Origin of the sequence: Neobacillus fumarioli NBRC 102428, from assembly GCF_001591485.1 — a bacterium.
GTDB lineage: Bacteria > Bacillota > Bacilli > Bacillales > Cytobacillaceae > Neobacillus > Neobacillus fumarioli.
Map to the genome: position 1 here is coordinate 1 of NZ_BCUZ01000051.1, position 17,912 is coordinate 17,912.

The following is a 17,912-nucleotide window of genomic DNA, read 5'->3' on the forward strand; positions in this document are numbered from 1 at the left end:
TTTTCAAAGTAAAAATTTATACTCTTTACTTTTTAAAAATTCAATGAATCTGACATTTCTCGTTGATTATTCCGATATGGAATTGTATAATTAGCATCATATAAAATTATTCCTACCTGAATACTATGATTTTATGCTAACAAAACTTTTTGTATATAAGGGGAGATCTAAATGTTTTGGACATATATGGCGTTTATCATTGCTTTCTTTTTCGCTATGAATATTGGTGCAAGTGGAACGGCGGCATCAATGGGCACCGCTTACGGAACAAATGCCATTCGGAATAAACGCTTAGCCATGCTGCTAGTCGCAATTGCTGCGTTCCTTGGAGCTGTTCTCGGAGGGGGAGAAGTTGTCAAAACCATTGGTAATGGGATTATTCCGTCAAAATATTTAACCATTGAAACGGTCGTCCTTATACTTGCCGGGGCAGCACTGACGTTATTTATTGCCAATATGATAGGAATCCCGTTATCTACTAGCGAAGTAACTGTAGGTTCCATTGTGGGGGCTGGAATCGTCTATAAACATATATTTATTAGCAAACTTTCAGTCATTGTTCTATTTTGGGTGCTGGTACCCATTGTTTCATTTCTTATTACATTTGTATTAGGGAAATTAATTGCCGCTGCAGAAAAAAAGTGGACTGGATTACAAAAGGAAGGAAAATGGAAAAAATGGCTTGCTAGATTACTAGTGATCGGCGGCTGTTTTGAAGCCTTTTCTGCCGGGATGAACAATGTAGCCAATGCCGTTGGACCGCTTGTCGGCGCCGGAATGCTTTCGGCAGATAAGGGGATTTGGATTGGGGGACTGTTCGTTGCATTAGGCGCGCTTCTTTTGGGTGGAAAAGTAATGGAGACAAACGGGAAGAAAATCACGCGACTTTCCTTATTGGAAGGTAGTGCTATTTCTTTTACCGGCGGCGCGCTCGTCACTTTGGCTTCTATATATGGTCTTCCCATTCCTTTAACACAAGTAACAACTTGCGGCATTCTCGGTGTCGGTGCAGCACAAAAAGGTTTTGGCATTTGGCAAAAGTCAGTCATTCAAAAAATTATCAAAGTATGGCTAATCTCCCCTTTAGCATCACTTGTGATCACCTATGTGCTGATTAATCTATTAATTGAGTGGAATATTTATAATATTGTCGTTATTTTAAGTACACTCATTGCAGTCGTTGGAGTATTAAGCTTATCAGCCAATATCCGCAAAGAGAACAGCACCATTCATGATGAAGGCGGAGGAATTTAAGTACGGTTTACACCCCCACACTATGTAAGGTGGGGGTGTAAACTTGTATACCGCAAAGCTGGAAAAAATTTCGGCAATTGCTATAGTAGTCTTAGGAGTGAATTTTACATTAGAAAGGATTCGATGTCATGAACTATAATTTTGATGAAATCGTCAATAGGAGAGGGACCTTTTCTTTAAAATGGGATGGCGGCAGTTTCATTAAACAAAGCGGCTTAACGGAACGCTATGATGAAGAGACGATTCCATTATTTACAGCAGACATGGATTTACCCGTCCCTCAGCCCTTAATTGATGCATTACATAAAACAGTGGATCATCGGATATTTGGCTATACTATCTTTCCGCAAGAATATTTTGAAGCGATCCAGCACTGGTTTAAGAAACGTCATGACTGGGACATTAAGCGGGAAGAAATTATTTATAGCCCGGGAACTGTCTATGCCTTAAATGTTGCAGTTAAGGCATTTACCAATCCGGGGGATGGGATTATTATTCAACGTCCCGTATACCCGCCGTTTACTTCAGCAATCCTGACAAACAAAAGAGAATTGCTCAACAATGCCCTCAAAGTGGATGATGATGGCTATTACCATATTGATTTTGATGATTTTGAAACAAAAGCAAAAGACGAAAAAACGAAAATGTTCATTTTATGTAACCCGCATAATCCGACAGGAAGAATTTACACAGTAGAAGAACTGCGGAAATTGGCCGATATTTGTGAACGAAATGGTGTCATTATGGTGGCAGATGAGATTCACGGAGACTTGATCCGCCGCAATAAGACCTTTATTCCGCTGGCCAAAGCGGTGGAAAAAGCAGACCATATCATTACCTTTACGGCTATTAATAAAACCTTTAATGTGGCGGGATTACACTGTACAAATGTCATTATTTCGAATCCGGAACTGAGGAAAACCTTTACTCGTGTACTTGGTTATCATTTACCGTCCCCGTTCACAGTGGCGGCTCTCATTGCTGTTTACAATGAAGGGGAAGAGTGGCTTGAGCAATTGAAGGAATATATCGACGGCACAATGGAATGGGTCGTGAACTTTCTAGCGGAAAGGATGCCGAAAGTAAAAGTACGAATTCCCGAGGGAACCTATGTGATGTGGATGGACTTTAGCGGGTACGGTATAACCCCTGAAGAAGTTCACGAGCGGATCTATCATAGGGCCAATGTTTTACTTGAAGACGGCAAGCTGTTTGGCGAAGAAGGTTTGCATTATCAACGAATTTGTATTCCGTCGCCAAGGCCATTGATTAAAGAAGCGTTTGAAAGAATTGCCAGAGAATTTGAAGATGTAAATTAAGCAACAGAGGTCTAAGACATTTTTATAGAAAACCCTTGCAAAATACTGAAAATTATGTAAAATATAAATATAAATCCTCGTCCCTATCCGCATCACCGTGGAAGGAAGAGAGGAATGACTGTTAAATCCATTAAAAATTTGACTGTTAAGATTTCATCACCCATCTTTTACCGGATGGTGCTTATGAATCGGAAAGCCAGTCCTAACCGCCATTAGGGGAGGACTGGCTTTTTTGTATGTCAAATGACAGAAGGGGGAGGGAATTTGACTGGAGCATTAACAGGAGTTAAAGTGTTGGATCTAACGAGAGTACTGGCGGGTCCCTTTTGCACGATGATGTTAGGAGATCTTGGTGCTGATGTTATGAAAGTTGAAGCGCCGGGCGGCAGTGATGAAACCCGCAGCTGGGGGCCGCCGTTTCAAAATGCCGTAAGTGCTTACTATTTATGTGCCAACCGCAATAAGCGCAGTATTACAGTGAATTTGAAAACGGAAGAGGGGCGGGAGCTGATCCGCCGTTTGGCGAAACAGTCCGATTGTCTGATTCATAATTTCAAGACCGGTTCCATGGAAAAATGGGAACTGGATTATGAACAGCTTAAAGCCATCAATCCTAGATTGATTTTTTGTTCGATTACCGGCTTTGGCGAAACGGGGCCATACCGACATTTGCCGGGCTATGATTATATCGTCCAAGGAATGAGTGGGATGATGAGTATTAACGGAGGCGAGAATAGCGACCCGTTAAAAATCGGGGTGGCCATGATGGATATTTTAACTGGGCTTTATTCTGTCATTGCCATTGAAGCGGCCCTTTTGGAACGGGAAAAGTCAGGTTTAGGACAAAAAATAGACATGGCGCTGTTTGATAGCGGTGTCAGTGCCCTAGTGAATGTCGCAAGCAATTATCTTATTTCCGGAAACGTGCCGCAAAGACTGGGAAATGACCATCCCAATATCGTACCCTATTCGACCTTTCGTGCCTTGGACGGTGAATTGATCATTGCTGTCGGCAACGACCGCCAGTTTGCCTCTTTATGCGAAATTCTCGGGATTCCGGAGTTGGCTGAAGATGAAAATTACCGGACGAACGAAATGAGAGTCCGAAACCGCCGTCAGCTCACAGAAATATTGGAAAACTGGATCCGCTTAAAACCTGTTGCCGAATGGATGAAACGACTATCCGAATCCACCATTCCGTGCGGCCCCATCAATACGCTGGATCAAGTGTTTGCTGATCCGCAGATTGCCGCCCGTGAAATGGTCGTAGATGTCAAACACCCTGAGGCAGGTGTTGTCAAATTGGTTGGCTCGCCTCTTAAACTATCAAGAACGAAGGTGGAGGTCAAACGGCATCCGCCTATTGCAGGGGAACATACGGAAGAGATTTTACAGGAACTAGGTTTATCAACCGAAGAAATAAATCATTTAAAAAACAAGCACATCATTTAGGAGGGTTACAAGATGAACTTTGAATTTACCGAAGAACAAGAAATGCTGCGCAAAATGGTTAGGAGTTTTGTAGATAAAGAGATTATCCCATATATGAAAGAATGGGATGAAAAGGGGGGCTTTGACCCTAAATTGTTCAAACGGCTTGCTGAATTACATTTGATGGGTGTCTGTATTCCGGAAGTTTATGGCGGTAGCGGCATGGATTATAATTCACTGGCCATTGTCTGCGAGGAGCTGGAACGGGGAGATACCGCGTTCCGTACGGCCGTTTCCGTCCATATTGGGTTAAATAGCCTGACATTATTGCAATGGGGAACAGAAGAACAGAAGCAAAAATATCTCGTTCCGCAAGCAAAAGGGGAGAAAATCGGCGCCTTTGGCCTAACAGAACCTGGTGCGGGTTCCGATGTTGCCTCCCTGTCTACCACAGCAGTAAGAGACGGAGATGATTATATTTTAAACGGACAAAAAACATGGATTTCTTTATGCGATATTGCCGATCATTTCCTCGTATTTGCCTATACAGATAAAGAAAAGCGCCACCACGGCATTTCAGCCTTTATTGTGGAACGCACCATGCCGGGCTTCTCATCCAGAGCAATAAAAGGGAAATTAGGGATCCGTTCCGGCAATACGGGAGAATTATTCTTTGACAATGTTAGAGTACCGAAAGAAAACTTGCTTGGAAATGAAGGGGACGGCTTTAAAATCGCCATGTCCGCACTTGATAATGGCCGTTTCACTGTTGCAGCCGGTGCCGTCGGTTTGATCATGGCCTGCCTCGAAGAGAGTGTCAAGTATTGCCATGAGCGCAAAACGTTTGGCAAGGAAATCGGCCGACATCAATTGGTACAGCAAATGATTGCGAACATGGAAGCCGGTCTGCAAATGAGCCGCCTCTTAGTCTATCGTGCCGGAGAATTGAAGAATCAAGGAAAACGGAATACGAGGGAGACATCCCTAGCGAAATGGCAGGCCTGCGATTTTGCCAATAAGGCGGCTGATGATGCTGTACAAATACACGGGGCTTACGGGTATTCCAGCGAATATCCTGTTGAGCGTTTCCTAAGAAACTCGAAAGCTCCTGTCATTTATGAAGGCACAAGGGAAATCCATACCGTTATGCAGGCTGAATATGTATTAGGTTATCGTCACGATAAACCATTAGATCGCATGCTTCCTGCCTGGCCATATGAACCGAGCAAGGAGACTGTGAAAAAATAGGTAAAAAAGAGCGAATCCGAAATAACGGGTCCGCTCTTTGTACGTTACATAGTCTGCTGCCCGATCGCTTCATACTGTTTATATAAATCTTTTAATGCAGCAATAAGGGCATTATTTGCCTTTCCAAAGTAAAAATGTTTTAAATCCTCAAGCGGCTTTTCAATCCCGTTACGCAAACTATGCCCCCGTAAAATCCTTTTGATATAGTCTCTTCCATGTTCTGTCGCTAATGTACAGGAGGCATCGACAATCACGCCATAGATTTTATCAATTTCTGCCGTAATCGTTAATGTTTCAAAAATGCTTTTAGCTGCCATTCCTGAAGGCAATTTCGCATGCCCGGCAATAAAGAGGGTATTCATTTCTTCTCTCTCCTCAAACGATTTTTTCTTAAGCATAAAACAAAACGCCCGCTCCTGTCACTGCCCGTATTTCAAGTAAAATATCAAGCAAAAAATTAGAGGGTAAAGTAAAATGGTAGTTGAATATATATGAAATTAACGAATTTTCAAAGGTGGGACAATGATGGCTGTAGTTCCGAGGCCGGCGTCAACTGTTGTGTTAGTGGATGAAAATGCGAGGGTTTATATGACCAAAAGGCCACAAACAATGAAATTTTTTGGAGGGTTTTATGTATTTCCTGGCGGAGCAGTCGAAAAGGATGACGAGATCGAAGACAGCGAGACTTTCATTCAATCCAAACCGGATGAGTCCATTGATAAAAGCTTTTATATTGCAGCAGCAAGAGAATTATTTGAAGAGGTCGGAGTTTTATTATGTGAAACTGAAGACGGCACTGCGGCCAACCTTAAAGAAGCAACGGCCAAGGAATACCGCCGCCAGATGATGCTGGGGGAACTTTCCTATCGGCAAATGCTGAGAAAAGAAGGATTGAAATTTTCTTTTAAATGCTTAACACCGTTTGGACATCTCATTACACCTGAAGAGAGCCCGATCCGTTATGATACCCGATTCTTTCTGGCTGATCTGCCAAAAGGCCAGACACCGGAACCCGATGAACATGAAGTGGGAGAAGCATGCTGGATTTCTCCTGCCGATGCATTGACTGCTTTCCAAAATGATGAAATTGAGCTGGGGCCGCCAACGATTCTTGCACTTAAGACAGTGAAAAACTTCCTCGAAGGCGGTCCTTTGGTGATGCCGAAGCTACAAGGTCAAGAATTATTCAACTACAGGTTGACATTCAAAAGGGAATAAACAGAATGTTCGACTTTGACCGTTCCTTCTTTTACTAATTTCATCAAATGGGCCTCTGTTGTCCGCTTGGCTACTTCTATAACACTTGGATGAGGCAGCTTTTCATAAATCATCTCAGTCAACTCAGCTGCTGTCAGTTTGTGATGTTTGTCAAGTAATTCTTTAATTTGGTTTTCACGAAAATACCGGCGTTTTATAACAAATTCAATCTGTTCATAAGGATTCAGTACCCAATCACCATGGCCGGGGGCAATTTTTTTCAGCTTTAATTGTTTTAAGCGCTCTAGTGTTCGTATATAATCTGTCATGTCCCCATCTGGCGGGCCGATCCAGGAAGTACCTTCGGCCACGATATTATCTCCCGCCACGAGAATTTGCTGTGATGGAAGATATATATTTAACTGGCCCGCGGTATGACCAGGGGCATGCAAGAACGTTATTTCTTCTCCTGCTATGTTCATGATATCCCCATCATGTAAGAAGGAAATTGCATTCCAAGGTGAAATCGCTTTCTCCACCGCTTGCTTTTCGTACTCGTGACAATAAACCACCGGGTTCCAGTCGATTAATTGCCGGACACCTGGTGCGTGATCACGGTGGGCATGGGTGATAATAATAAATTTTGGAATGGCAAGACCGTTCTCCTTAATTGCCTTCTCTAATTCTATTTTAGTTTCCGGCAGATCATAACCGGCATCGACTAATATACTTTCTTTATCATTTCCAATCAAATAGCAATTTGTTGTCGTATGTGGCGGCAGCGTCGGGGTAGAAATGGGAACCCGGATGATTGTTGCGGTTTCTTTGCCCATGTTCAACATCCTTTCAAATTGATAACGATAAAATAACGTATTCCGCATACAAAAGTGGAATTCCTGCTAAAATCGATAAATTCTCTACAAAAATCGCTATTTAGCTGCAAAGTTCTTTAATAAATGCCTTGGTTCACTTAAGGCATAACTGATTATTCTTCCAAGTGTGAAATTTTTAATTCCAACTTGACTTATAGGAATAGTAAAACTATTATAATAGTAATCAATTTTTTGAGTGAAAGGTGAAACCAGAAATTTAGAAAATTGGAAAATGAAAAATTGAGTTATATTCCTTGTGAGGTGGATGAATATTGGTGCAACTTCAGGTATTAAACAGCCCGTTTAATCAAGAACAGGCAGAACTTTTGAACCGGCTTCTGCCAACATTAACAGAATCACAAAAATTTTGGCTGAGCGGATATCTTGCTGCATTACAGCCTAATCAAGTGCTCGGGGCTTCTGTTCAAAATGCCCAAAATCCTCAAGCAAAAGAAGTGACGATTCTTTACGGGTCACAGACAGGAAATGCAAAAGGACTTGCCGCTAAATCAGGAAAAACGCTTGAAAGCCATGGTTTTCAAGTAACGGTTTCCGCCATGAACGAATTTAAGTCGAATAATTTAAAGAAGATTCAAAATCTTCTTGTGATTGTAAGCACCCAAGGGGAAGGAGATCCTCCGGATAATGCCTTATCATTTCATGAATTTCTTCATAGCAAGCGAGCACCAAAACTCGATGGTCTTCAATTTTCTGTTTTAGCACTCGGGGATACATCGTATGAGTATTTCTGCCAGACGGGTAAACAGTTTGATGCACGCTTGGAAGAATTGGGCGGCACTAGGTTATACCCAAGATTTGATTGTGATGTCGATTTCGATGTGCCTGCTGCTGAATGGCTGGAGGGTGTGATTGCCAGCTTGTCTGCTGCTCAGGGTGAAACGAGTGTCCCTGAGGTTTCCGCAACGTTGCAAGCTTCGGAATCAGTTTATTCTCGAACCAACCCCTTTAAGGCAGAAGTACTGGAAAATATTAATTTAAATGGACGCGGCTCTAATAAAGAAACGCGTCATCTGGAAATTTCGCTGGAAGGTTCCGGGCTAACCTACGAACCGGGGGACGCTCTTGGAATTATTCCGCAAAATGATCCTGAACTTGTTGAAGAGCTTTTAAGCGAATTGAAATGGAGCCCTGAAGAATCGGTAACCATCAATAAGCAGGGAGAAGTTCTATCGCTGAGAGAAGCCTTTATTTCGCATTTTGAAATAACGGTTATAACAAAGCCGCTCTTAGAAAAGGCAGCCCAGCTTTCAAGCAACCCGGAATTGCAGGAGCTTTTATCACCAGGGAATGAAGCAAAACTGAAACAATATATCGAAGGACGGGATTTGCTTGATTTCGTACGGGATTTTGGAACATGGGGAGAGTCGGCTCAGGAATTTGTCTCCATTTTACGCAAAATCCCGCATCGACTGTATTCGATTGCCAGCAGTTTAACAGCGAATCCGGACGAAGTCCATTTGACGATTGGTGCGGTACGCTATGAAGCTCACGGGCGAAAGCGGAAAGGGGTCTGCTCGATTTTTGCCGCCGAGCGATTGGCACCTGGTGATACCGTTCAAGTATTTGTGCAGAAAAATGACAATTTTAAACTGCCGGACAATCCGGATGCACCCATTATTATGGTCGGGCCAGGGACTGGCGTTGCCCCATTCCGCTCCTTTATGCAGGAACGTGAAGAAACAAGAGCGGAAGGGAAAACATGGATGTTCTTCGGGGACCAGCATTTCCGGACCGATTTTCTATATCAAACAGAATGGTTAAAGTGGTTGAATACAGGAGTATTAACGAAAATGGATGTTGCATTTTCACGTGATCAAGCTGAAAAAGTATATGTCCAGCATCGTATGCTAGAACATAGTAAAGAATTGTTTACTTGGATTAAAGACGGTGCTTATGTGTATATTTGCGGCGATGAAAAGCATATGGCCCGAGATGTGCACAATGCATTAGTTGACATTATTGAAAAAGAAGGCGGTATGAGCCGTGAAAAGGCAGAAGAATACCTTGCCAATATGCAGCAGCAAAAACGTTACCAGCGCGATGTTTATTGAGTTTGTTGGAGGGGAGTTTAATTGACGATGGCAAAGCAAATTTTAACAGCACCAGATGGACCGCCAAGTGATGTTGAACGAATTAAAAGAGAAAGCAACAATTTACGCGGGACACTAAAAGAAGTGTTTCAGGATCGGCTCACCGCCGGTATTCCTGAAGATGATAACCGTCTGATGAAACACCATGGCAGCTACCTGCAGGATGACCGTGATGTAAGAAATGAAAGACAAAAACAAAAGCTTGAACCTGCTTACCAATTCATGCTCCGCGTCCGGGCACCGGGCGGTGTAGTGACACCGGAACAATGGCTTGTGCTGGATGATCTGGCCGATCGTAATGCCGGCGGTAAGATTAAACTAACCACAAGGCAATCGTTCCAATTTCATGGCATTTTAAAATGGAACATGAAAGAAACAATCCAGGAAGTCAATCGGGTATTATTGACGACGCTTGCTGCCTGCGGTGACGTAAATCGGAACGTTATGTGCAATCCAAATCCATATCAATCAGAAATCCATGCGCAAGTTTATGAATGGGCATCATATTTGAGTGAATATTTATTACCAAAGACAAGAGCCTATCACGAAATCTGGCTGGATGAAGAGCGAGTGGCCGGCACACCTGCCTTTGAAGAAGAAGAACCGTTATACGGGCCGACCTATTTGCCTAGAAAGTTTAAAATCGGCATTGCTGTCCCGCCGTCGAATGATATTGATGTTTTTTCACAGGATCTCGGACTGATTGCAATTGTTGAGAATCATAAGCTGATTGGTTTTAACATTGCGATCGGCGGGGGAATGGGGATGACCCATGGCGATAAGCTCACATACCCGCAGATTGCCAAGGTGATCGGTTTCTGTAAACCGGATCAAATTGTTGAGCTTGCGGAAAAAACCATTTCGATTCAGCGCGATTACGGGAATCGCTCCGTCCGGAAAAACGCTAGGTTTAAATACACGATTGACCGACTTGGCCTCGAGAATATCAAGGAAGAGCTGGAAAACCGACTGGGGTGGAAATTGGAAGAAGCAAAACCATATCATTTTGAGCATAACGGTGACCGGTATGGCTGGGTGGAAGGCATCGATGGAAATTGGCACTTTACGTTATTTGTAGAAAATGGCAAAGTTGCTGATTTTCCTGATTATAAGTTAAAGACAGGCTTGCGTGAAATTGCCAAGATTCACACTGGAGATTTCCGTTTAACACCAAACCAAAATCTGGTGATTGCCAATGTATCCAGCCAGAACAAGACAAAAATCATTGAATTAATGGACCAATACGGTTTGTCGGATGGAAAGCATTTTTCCGCTCTTCGCCGCAACTCGATGGCATGTGTTGCACTGCCGACTTGCGGGCTTGCTTTTGCAGATTCAGAGCGTTATCTGCCATCATTGATCGATAAAATTGAAGAAATCGTCGATGAAAATGGACTGCGTGATGAAGAGATTACCATTCGCATGACCGGCTGTCCAAATGGCTGTGCCCGCCCGGCATTAGCAGAAATTGCCTTTATGGGGAAAGCGCCGGGAAAATATAATATGTATCTTGGTGCCGCATTTGATGGTAGCCGCCTTAATAAATTGTACCGGGAGAATATCGGCGAAGAAGAAATTTTAAGCGAACTGCGCGTACTGCTTTCTCGCTATGCTAAAGAACGAGTCGATGGCGAACATTTTGGCGACTTTGTCATTCGTGTGGGCATTATTAAAGAAACGACTGACGGAACAAATTTTCATGACTAATAGATCCATAGAGACAGGGATATCCCTGTCTTTTATAGTTATGTGTTCAAAAGCAGAATGTATAGTTCTTGGACATACGCAATCAAAATTGGTATAAATAGCTGAAGTTTATTCTAATTTTTCGAAAAATTACGATAAAAACCTTGCGTCGCTCAAAGTTTTCGTTTACTATATTTTTTATAAATTGAGCGATCTAGTTTATTAAACTAATTAAAAGGAAGCGACTACCATTGAATTACTCATTTGCACCTCACACCAAAAACTATGAATCTTCTGCTGTCAGAGATATTTTGAAAGTAACACAGCAGGAACACGTTATTTCTTTTGCGGGAGGATTGCCAGCTGAAGATATTTTCCCGATTGAAGATGTAAAAATCGCTTATGAAAAGGTTTTTGCATCAGGAAATTCTTCCTTACAATACGGCTTAACTGAAGGATTTGTTCCTCTTCGTGAAGCTATACAATTTAGAATGGAACAAAAGGAGATTTCATCAACTCCTGATAACATTTTACTTACGACAGGTTCACAACAAGTTATCGACTTGTTTTCACGAATCATGCTTTCGCCAGGGGATGTTGTTTTAACTGAAGATCCTACTTATCTAGCTGCTTTGCAAGTATTCCAATCATATGGGGCAGTCATTGCCGCTGTCCGCAGTGATGAACATGGGATGGATCCAGAGGATTTACAACAAAAGATTGTACATTTACAGCCTAAATTCATTTATGTTATCCCAACTTTTTCAAATCCGGACGGGAAAGTATGGAACCAAGAAAGACGGCAAGAGCTACTAAATCTTTCCTATCAGTATAACGTGCCGATCCTTGAAGATGATCCATACGGCGATATCCAATTTCATCCTGAAGAACAATATCAGCCAGTGGCAGCCATGGATGTTACAAAAACCCATGTGATCTATACCAGTACTTTTTCAAAATCTGTCGTTCCGGCATTAAGAACCGGATGGGTTACAGGGCCTAAGGAAGTCATCCAAATGATGGCGAAAGCCAAGCAGATGAACGATTTGCACTCAAGCAGCATCGATCAGCAGGCATTGTATTACTTACTGCGGGACTTCAATCTCACTGCCCATATTAAGCGGATCCGAAAAGAGTATTATTCGCGTATGACCATTATGCGGGATTATTTAAACAAGTTGAAACCAGGATTGTTTAAATGGAAAGAGCCGAAGGGAGGTATGTTTATGTGGCTGGAAGGGGAAGAAGGGCTGAACACAACTGCTCTGCTCCATAAAGCAGTGGAAAAAGGCGTAGCCTTTGTTCCGGGAGCTCCTTTCTATGTTCATGAGCCAAAGCACAATACATTCCGATTAAACTTCAGCCATTCCTCACCGGAAAAACTGAAACTCGGCATGGATCGCTTAGTAGAAGTTCTATTAACCCCGGCAGTGGTATAAAGTTTACGGCCCATAAACACTCAAAAACACCTTTGTGAAAGGTGTTTTTGAGTGGCGATTTTCAATTAGTTACTTCTGAAAAGAACTCTTGAATTGTTCTCACCTTGCCGATTCTTGGAAATATAAACTTACAGGTCGCATCATGTTCTACTTGAAAAACGTCGTCATGGCGTCACGGATAAAGATTTGATGATACCCAAGTTGAAAGGCTTCCCTTGCAGTGCTTTCCACTCCGATGTTTGTGGCAATTCCGCACAGGACAATCGTATCAATACCCCTGCGGCGGAGCTGAAGATCTAAATCCGTCCCAAAAAAAGCTCCCCATTGACGTTTGGTCACAACATAATCATTGCTGGTAACACCAAGCTCCGGAACAAATTCATCCCAGCCCTCTGGGCGCTCGAGAACATGAACAGGCTGATCGGTTAATGGCTTTAATGCATCCTTTCCGTCATGAAAGCTGACTTTGACAAAAGCAATAAAGCCGTCATTTTGACGGAATACATTGACAAGTTCAGCCGTTTTCTCAACAACTGCCTGTCCTCCAGGTGCACCGACAATCCCTTTTTGCAAGTCAATAATCACCAATGCTGTTTTCTTAAAATCGATTGACATCGAATTTGTTACCTCCCATGGCTGTTAAACATTTAACATAATCATTATATAGAATAAATCGGATGATTTCTAACGATGTCTTCTTTGGGTGCTTCAGCAAAAAGCAGATTCGTGAGTACCGGGGATTTTTCCAAAACGTTACAAAATATAAAACATTATCCCTAAACAATTTTACTAAATGTCCAATGACAGCCTGTTTGATTCCTCTAAAATAAAGAATAGAATAGTAGAATCTTCTCCTCCTATCTTGAAAATGAAAAAAGGCGGTGATGAAGCGGCATTCGAAAATTTTAAATAAATGGCGGCCGAAATACCTTGGAAGAAAAATATTGCAAGGGGGAATTTGGTTGAAAACGCAAATTGAACATAATGGGATTGTCGTACTAACGGAAGAAGCAGCAAACGGCTTAAGGAATAGTGAATTATGGAATGAGGACCTTCGCCCTACAACTTTAAGGGAGCATACTTGGAAGGGGCTGAACTTTGCTACTTTATGGATTGGAATGTGTTTATGTATTCCGGCCTATACGATGGCAAGCGGGATGATTTCCTTAGGAATGAACTGGTGGCAATCCATTTTAACTATTTTCCTTGGAAATGCCATTGTGCTGATCCCGATTTTATTAAACTCCCATGCAGGAACGAAATTTGGTATTCCTTATCCAGTATTTGCCAGGCTTTGGTTTGGCTCAAAAGGAGCTCACATCCCGGCATTGGCACGCGCACTGGTGGCCGCTGGATGGTTTGGGATTAACACCTGGATCGGAACAGGTGCGATTGATACACTATTGTCTGCCTCATTTGCTTTTTGGAGGAACTTCACGGGACATACTGCAATTGTGTTTACGCTATTTTTGCTATTAAACGTTGCTGTTGCCTACAAAGGTCCGCAGGCGATGAAAACATTAGGATTAATTGCGACTCCTGTAGTAGGCATTTCCGCTATTATTCTTCTTATTTGGGCATTTACCCATGCGGGGGGCTGGGGGCCGATTCTATCAACTCCATCGAAATTCAAAAGTGCCGGTGAGTTTTTTAAAGTGTTTTTCCCCGCGCTTACCGGTGTTATTGCCTTCTGGGCGACATTGGCATTAAATATTCCCGACTTTTGCCGTTATGCGAAAAGTCAAAAATCGCAAATGGTTGCACAAAGTTTCTCACTTCCTCTGACGATGAGTATTTTCTCCTTTATTGGAATAGCCGTCACTTCAGCGACTGTCGTTATTTTTGGCCAGGCAATATGGGATCCGGTCCAGCTGCTGGCAAAATTCCCGCCGTTTATTATCTTTCTGGGAACACTTGTAATTGTTATTTCTTCGTTAACCATCAATGTTGGAGCAAATGTCGTGGCCCCAGCAAGGGCTATTGAAAATTTATACCCAAAAAAGCTCACCTTCGGAATTGGCGCCATTATTACTGGCTTGTTTGCCGTCCTTATACAACCATGGTATATTATGGAGAACTTTGGGAATTACATCTTCGGCTGGCTGGGAACATACGGTGCATTGCTTGGTCCGATTGATGGCATTGCTATCGCCGATTACTGGCTTGTCCGCCGGCGTCAACTTTCCCTTACTGAGCTATATGATGTAAATGGCCGCTACAGTTACTTAGGAGGCTTCAATAAAAAAAGTGTGTATGCACTAATCATTGGGATTGTGATTCCTGTTCTAGGTCTATTTATTCCCGGGCTGCGCTTTTTATGGGAAAATGCTTGGACATTTGGGCTGTTGATTTCCATTATTGCCTATACGTACTTTATGAAAGGAGACAAAAGTGTACTAGGACCAGGGGAATATAACCAAATGACAAGTTTCGAAGATACTAATACACAACATCTTGACTCATTTGCAGACGGCAACCCTTTAAAAGTTTGATTTAATTGTATTTTCCTTTCATAATAAATGAATGGATGACGGTTATAATAAAGAGGGAGACGACCTCTCTCTATGGTCTTATTAAAATCGGGCAGACATGAAAACTTTGTGAAGAATGTACCTTTATGATCGCATTCTTTCATAGAGGATTTATGTTTTGCCCGGTTTTTTTGTATCCGAACGTTTACCCGAAAAACGATAATTTAAGGAGGAGAAAATGGAGTTGCTACCAAAAGATTCAAAGCAAATAACAGCTGAGATTGATTTACCTAATCGAAAAAAGCAATTTCTAATGGGGGCTAAGCAAATTCTACCTGTCGCGATGGCCGGTACGATTGATGGATTAGTTTTTGGTCTCATTGCTAGGCAAACAGGTTCAGTGTAACTGAAGCAGATAAGAGACAGAGTTTTTGTGTTTGGAAACTTAAAAATACAATTTGATATCTATGGTATCAGGGTTAAAAGGGGGAAATTTTTTGACTAGATTCGTTTTATATTCTAATGAAATTGATAAAGATTCACTGCCATATGTCGGTGGGAAGGGAGCAAACCTTGGGGAAATGACAAAGGCAGGTTTCCCTGTACCACAAGGCTTTTGCGTGACCACTACTGCCTTTAAAGCGTTTATTGAGACTAGTAATAAAATGAGCCAATTTTTTTCTCAGCTTGATCATGTAAGTGCAGATCAATTGGATGAAATTCGTGTGTTGGGGGATCAAATTCGAAACCATTTAGAAAACTTAGCCATGCCACGTGAAGTTGAAAAATCAATAGTGGAGGCATGGAAACAGAATGGTATTGAAAAAGCTTATGCAGTCAGGTCCAGTGCAACAGCCGAAGATTTACCTAGTGCTTCGTTTGCAGGTCAACAAGAAACGTATCTAAATGTGCTTGGTCAGGATCAACTTCTTGATTCAATTCGGCGTTGCTGGGCTTCGTTGTTCACAGATCGAGCAATTTCCTACCGTGCGAAGAACGGTTTTGACCACCGACAAGTTTTGCTATCAGTAGTTGTCCAAGAAATGGTCTTTCCAGATGTCTCAGGAATCATGTTCACTGCTGACCCTATCTCTGGAAATCGCACAATTACCTCCATTGATGCCAGTTTTGGGCTTGGTGAAGCATTGGTATCGGGACTTGTTTCAGCTGACTTATATCAAGTTCAAAGTGATAAAATCATCCAAAAGAAAATATCAAGTAAGAAAATCGCTATTTACTCCATTCCAGAAGGTGGAACTATTACAAAGGAATTGACTTCTGACCAACAACAGGCTCAAGCTTTGCCTGATGAACGGATTGTAGAATTAGCTGACCTGGGGAAGAAAATTGAAAATCACTATGGGACTGAACAAGATATTGAATGGTGTCTTGCGAACGGCAAGTTTTACATCGTTCAAAGTCGTCCTATCACGTCCATCTATCCAATCCCCAAATTTTTAGATAGTCAACTCCACATATTGATTTCTTTGGGACACATTCAGATGATGACAGATGTCATGAAGCCTATGGCAATATCCTTTTTTTCAACGATGATTCCAATTGCCGTGGAAGCGGGTGGAAGAGTGTTTGGGGATTTAACGGCACCTTTTGGGATAAAGGCTCTTAGAAAGCGAATTCCTCTTGTGCTCAAACGAATGGACGAACAGCTAGGTACAGCACTTGAAGAAGTGTTGCAGCGTCCGACAACAAAGTTTCCCCATAAGCGATTTCCGTTTCGGATGGTGGCATCCATAGCGTTCCCTGTAATTAAGACTGTCATAAAAAATGTTCTTGTAGCTGACCCTGTTGCTCGCAGAGACTTTGTGAACCGCTTCATTGAAGAATCTGTTAAGAAGTGTCGGCAGGATATATTAAACTCTAGAGTTCATTCACGGATAGATGCTATTAAACAAAACATGAAAAAAGAGATGTTTCCTTCTCTATTGAAAGTTGCCCCAAATTGGGTAAGTGGTGAGTTGGTTTCGGAAATCGTTAAAAAATTATTGCAGAAATGGCTTGGAGACACAGAATCTATTCATGCACTTGGACGCTCATTGCCTGGAAATGTTACAAGCGAACTTGGACTGATGATTGGAGATTTGGCGGACATTGCTCGTCAAAACCCACAATTACTAGATTATCTACAAAAAGCAACGGATTCCGATTTTTATAAAGGTCTAAATGATATTCCAAATAGCGAATTCTTCCGTTTAAAATTGGAACATTTCATGCGTCTATATGGGATGAGATGCCCAGGAGAAATTGACATTAGTAAACCACGTTGGTATGAAGTTCCAACAACATTGGTTTCATCCATCATGAGTCATATTCGTACGATGGCACCGGGAGAACACCGAATAAAATTTCAGGAAGCCGCAAGAGAAGCAGAACGAGTGGCAAAAGACCTTATCGAGCAAGTCCGAAAACACAAAGGTTCCATGCAGGCGAAAATTTTGAAGCGACTCATTCATGTATACCGAAATTTAGGTGGTTTACGAGAGCATCATAAATACTTGCTTATTCAGCATTTTGGTGTCTACAGACAAGCCATTCTGGAAGAAGCCCAGAAGCTTGTTCATACAGGAGTGTTGAGTGAAATATCCGATGTATTTTATTTAACAATAAACGAGTTACAGACTTTAGAAAATGGTACGTTTGTGAAGGATACACATCCATTAATTGTGGAACGTAAACAGCAGGAAGAGTTAAATAAAAAATTGACTCCTCCTCGTGTTATGACCAGCGATGGCGAGATTATTACAGGTAGACGGAGTGTCATGAATGCTCCTGTAGGAGCCTTAATTGGTACACCTGTTTCAAGTGGAGTCATTGAGGGTTACGCAAAAATTGTCCTAAATCCAGAGAAGGCAAATCTAGGTAGTGT

General features: G+C 42.1%; 13 protein-coding genes and 1 pseudogene. 11 read left to right on the forward strand and 3 right to left on the reverse strand.

Annotation, left to right across the window (positions count from 1 at the left end; genetic code table 11):
• Positions 1-171: 171 nt before the first annotated feature.
• From cysP to BFU02S_RS09390, 4 genes are all read left to right on the forward strand, one after another.
• Positions 172-1,254: a sulfate permease gene (gene cysP, locus BFU02S_RS09375; protein WP_066369592.1), complete on the forward strand. Its 1,083-nt coding sequence runs from the start codon at positions 172-174 to the stop codon at positions 1,252-1,254.
• A gap of 128 nt (positions 1,255-1,382) precedes the next feature.
• Positions 1,383-2,573, forward strand: coding sequence for a MalY/PatB family protein (locus BFU02S_RS09380; protein WP_066369594.1), 1,191 nt, complete (start codon positions 1,383-1,385; stop codon positions 2,571-2,573).
• Positions 2,574-2,837: 264 nt separating this feature from the next.
• Positions 2,838-4,025, forward strand: a complete 1,188-nt coding sequence (locus tag BFU02S_RS09385) for a CaiB/BaiF CoA transferase family protein (protein WP_066369596.1) — start codon at positions 2,838-2,840, stop codon at positions 4,023-4,025.
• Between the two features lie 12 nt (positions 4,026-4,037).
• Positions 4,038-5,252, forward strand: a complete 1,215-nt coding sequence (locus tag BFU02S_RS09390; protein WP_066369598.1) for an acyl-CoA dehydrogenase family protein — start codon at positions 4,038-4,040, stop codon at positions 5,250-5,252.
• Between the two features lie 44 nt (positions 5,253-5,296).
• Here the strand turns inward: BFU02S_RS09390 and BFU02S_RS09395 are convergent, their stop codons facing one another.
• Positions 5,297-5,614: a DUF3870 domain-containing protein gene (locus BFU02S_RS09395; RefSeq protein ID WP_066369599.1), complete on the reverse strand. Its 318-nt coding sequence runs from the start codon at positions 5,612-5,614 to the stop codon at positions 5,297-5,299.
• Between the two features lie 163 nt (positions 5,615-5,777).
• On the opposite strand from BFU02S_RS09395, the gene BFU02S_RS09400 reads away from it, so the two are divergent.
• Positions 5,778-6,470: an NUDIX hydrolase gene (locus BFU02S_RS09400; protein WP_066369600.1), complete on the forward strand. Its 693-nt coding sequence runs from the start codon at positions 5,778-5,780 to the stop codon at positions 6,468-6,470.
• Here BFU02S_RS09400 and BFU02S_RS09405 read toward each other — a convergent pair.
• Positions 6,443-7,282, reverse strand: coding sequence for an MBL fold metallo-hydrolase (locus BFU02S_RS09405; RefSeq protein WP_066369602.1), 840 nt, complete (start codon positions 7,280-7,282; stop codon positions 6,443-6,445). The genes BFU02S_RS09400 and BFU02S_RS09405 overlap by 28 nt on opposite strands.
• Before the next feature lie 314 nt (positions 7,283-7,596).
• Here BFU02S_RS09405 and BFU02S_RS09410 point away from each other — a divergent pair, with 314 nt between their 5' ends.
• From BFU02S_RS09410 to BFU02S_RS09420, 3 genes are all read left to right on the forward strand, one after another.
• Complete coding sequence (locus tag BFU02S_RS09410; protein WP_066369613.1) at positions 7,597-9,393, forward strand: assimilatory sulfite reductase (NADPH) flavoprotein subunit; 1,797 nt, start codon at positions 7,597-7,599, stop codon at positions 9,391-9,393.
• Positions 9,394-9,420: 27 nt separating this feature from the next.
• Complete coding sequence (gene cysI / locus BFU02S_RS09415) at positions 9,421-11,139, forward strand: assimilatory sulfite reductase (NADPH) hemoprotein subunit (protein ID WP_066369616.1); 1,719 nt, start codon at positions 9,421-9,423, stop codon at positions 11,137-11,139.
• A gap of 230 nt (positions 11,140-11,369) precedes the next feature.
• Positions 11,370-12,557: an aminotransferase-like domain-containing protein gene (locus tag BFU02S_RS09420; RefSeq protein WP_066369608.1), complete on the forward strand. Its 1,188-nt coding sequence runs from the start codon at positions 11,370-11,372 to the stop codon at positions 12,555-12,557.
• 61 nt (positions 12,558-12,618) lie between these two features.
• On the opposite strand, the pseudogene BFU02S_RS09425 reads toward BFU02S_RS09420, so the two are convergent.
• A pseudogene (locus BFU02S_RS09425) lies at positions 12,619-13,172 on the reverse strand (isochorismatase family protein).
• Between the two features lie 347 nt (positions 13,173-13,519).
• Here BFU02S_RS09425 and BFU02S_RS09430 point away from each other — a divergent pair.
• The 3 genes from BFU02S_RS09430 to BFU02S_RS09435 form a co-directional block, all read left to right on the forward strand.
• A complete protein-coding gene (locus BFU02S_RS09430; RefSeq protein WP_066369619.1) occupies positions 13,520-15,049 on the forward strand; it encodes an NCS1 family nucleobase:cation symporter-1 in 1,530 nt (509 codons plus the stop codon).
• A gap of 217 nt (positions 15,050-15,266) precedes the next feature.
• The gene (locus BFU02S_RS16725; protein ID WP_157075892.1) at positions 15,267-15,434 is read left to right on the forward strand and encodes a hypothetical protein; all 168 of its coding nucleotides are present in this window, start codon (positions 15,267-15,269) and stop codon (positions 15,432-15,434) included.
• A gap of 91 nt (positions 15,435-15,525) precedes the next feature.
• Positions 15,526-17,912: phosphoenolpyruvate synthase (locus tag BFU02S_RS09435; RefSeq protein ID WP_066369610.1), on the forward strand; the 2,387-nt coding region annotated here is incomplete at its 3' end.

What these genes read in the sequence shown, in the direction of transcription:
- BFU02S_RS09380 (WP_066369594.1), top strand. Translation starts at nt 1,383, where the DNA reads ATGAACTATAATTTTGATGAAATCGTCAATAGGAGAGGGACCTTTTCT.
- BFU02S_RS16725 (WP_157075892.1), top strand. Translation starts at nt 15,267, where the DNA reads ATGGAGTTGCTACCAAAAGATTCAAAGCAAATAACAGCTGAGATTGAT.
- BFU02S_RS09390 (WP_066369598.1), top strand. Translation starts at nt 4,038, where the DNA reads ATGAACTTTGAATTTACCGAAGAACAAGAAATGCTGCGCAAAATGGTT.
- BFU02S_RS09395 (WP_066369599.1), bottom strand. Translation starts at nt 5,614, where the DNA reads ATGAATACCCTCTTTATTGCCGGGCATGCGAAATTGCCTTCAGGAATG.
- BFU02S_RS09405 (WP_066369602.1), bottom strand. Translation starts at nt 7,282, where the DNA reads ATGGGCAAAGAAACCGCAACAATCATCCGGGTTCCCATTTCTACCCCG.
- BFU02S_RS09400 (WP_066369600.1), top strand. Translation starts at nt 5,778, where the DNA reads ATGGCTGTAGTTCCGAGGCCGGCGTCAACTGTTGTGTTAGTGGATGAA.
- cysI (WP_066369616.1), top strand. Translation starts at nt 9,421, where the DNA reads ATGGCAAAGCAAATTTTAACAGCACCAGATGGACCGCCAAGTGATGTT.
- cysP (WP_066369592.1), top strand. Translation starts at nt 172, where the DNA reads ATGTTTTGGACATATATGGCGTTTATCATTGCTTTCTTTTTCGCTATG.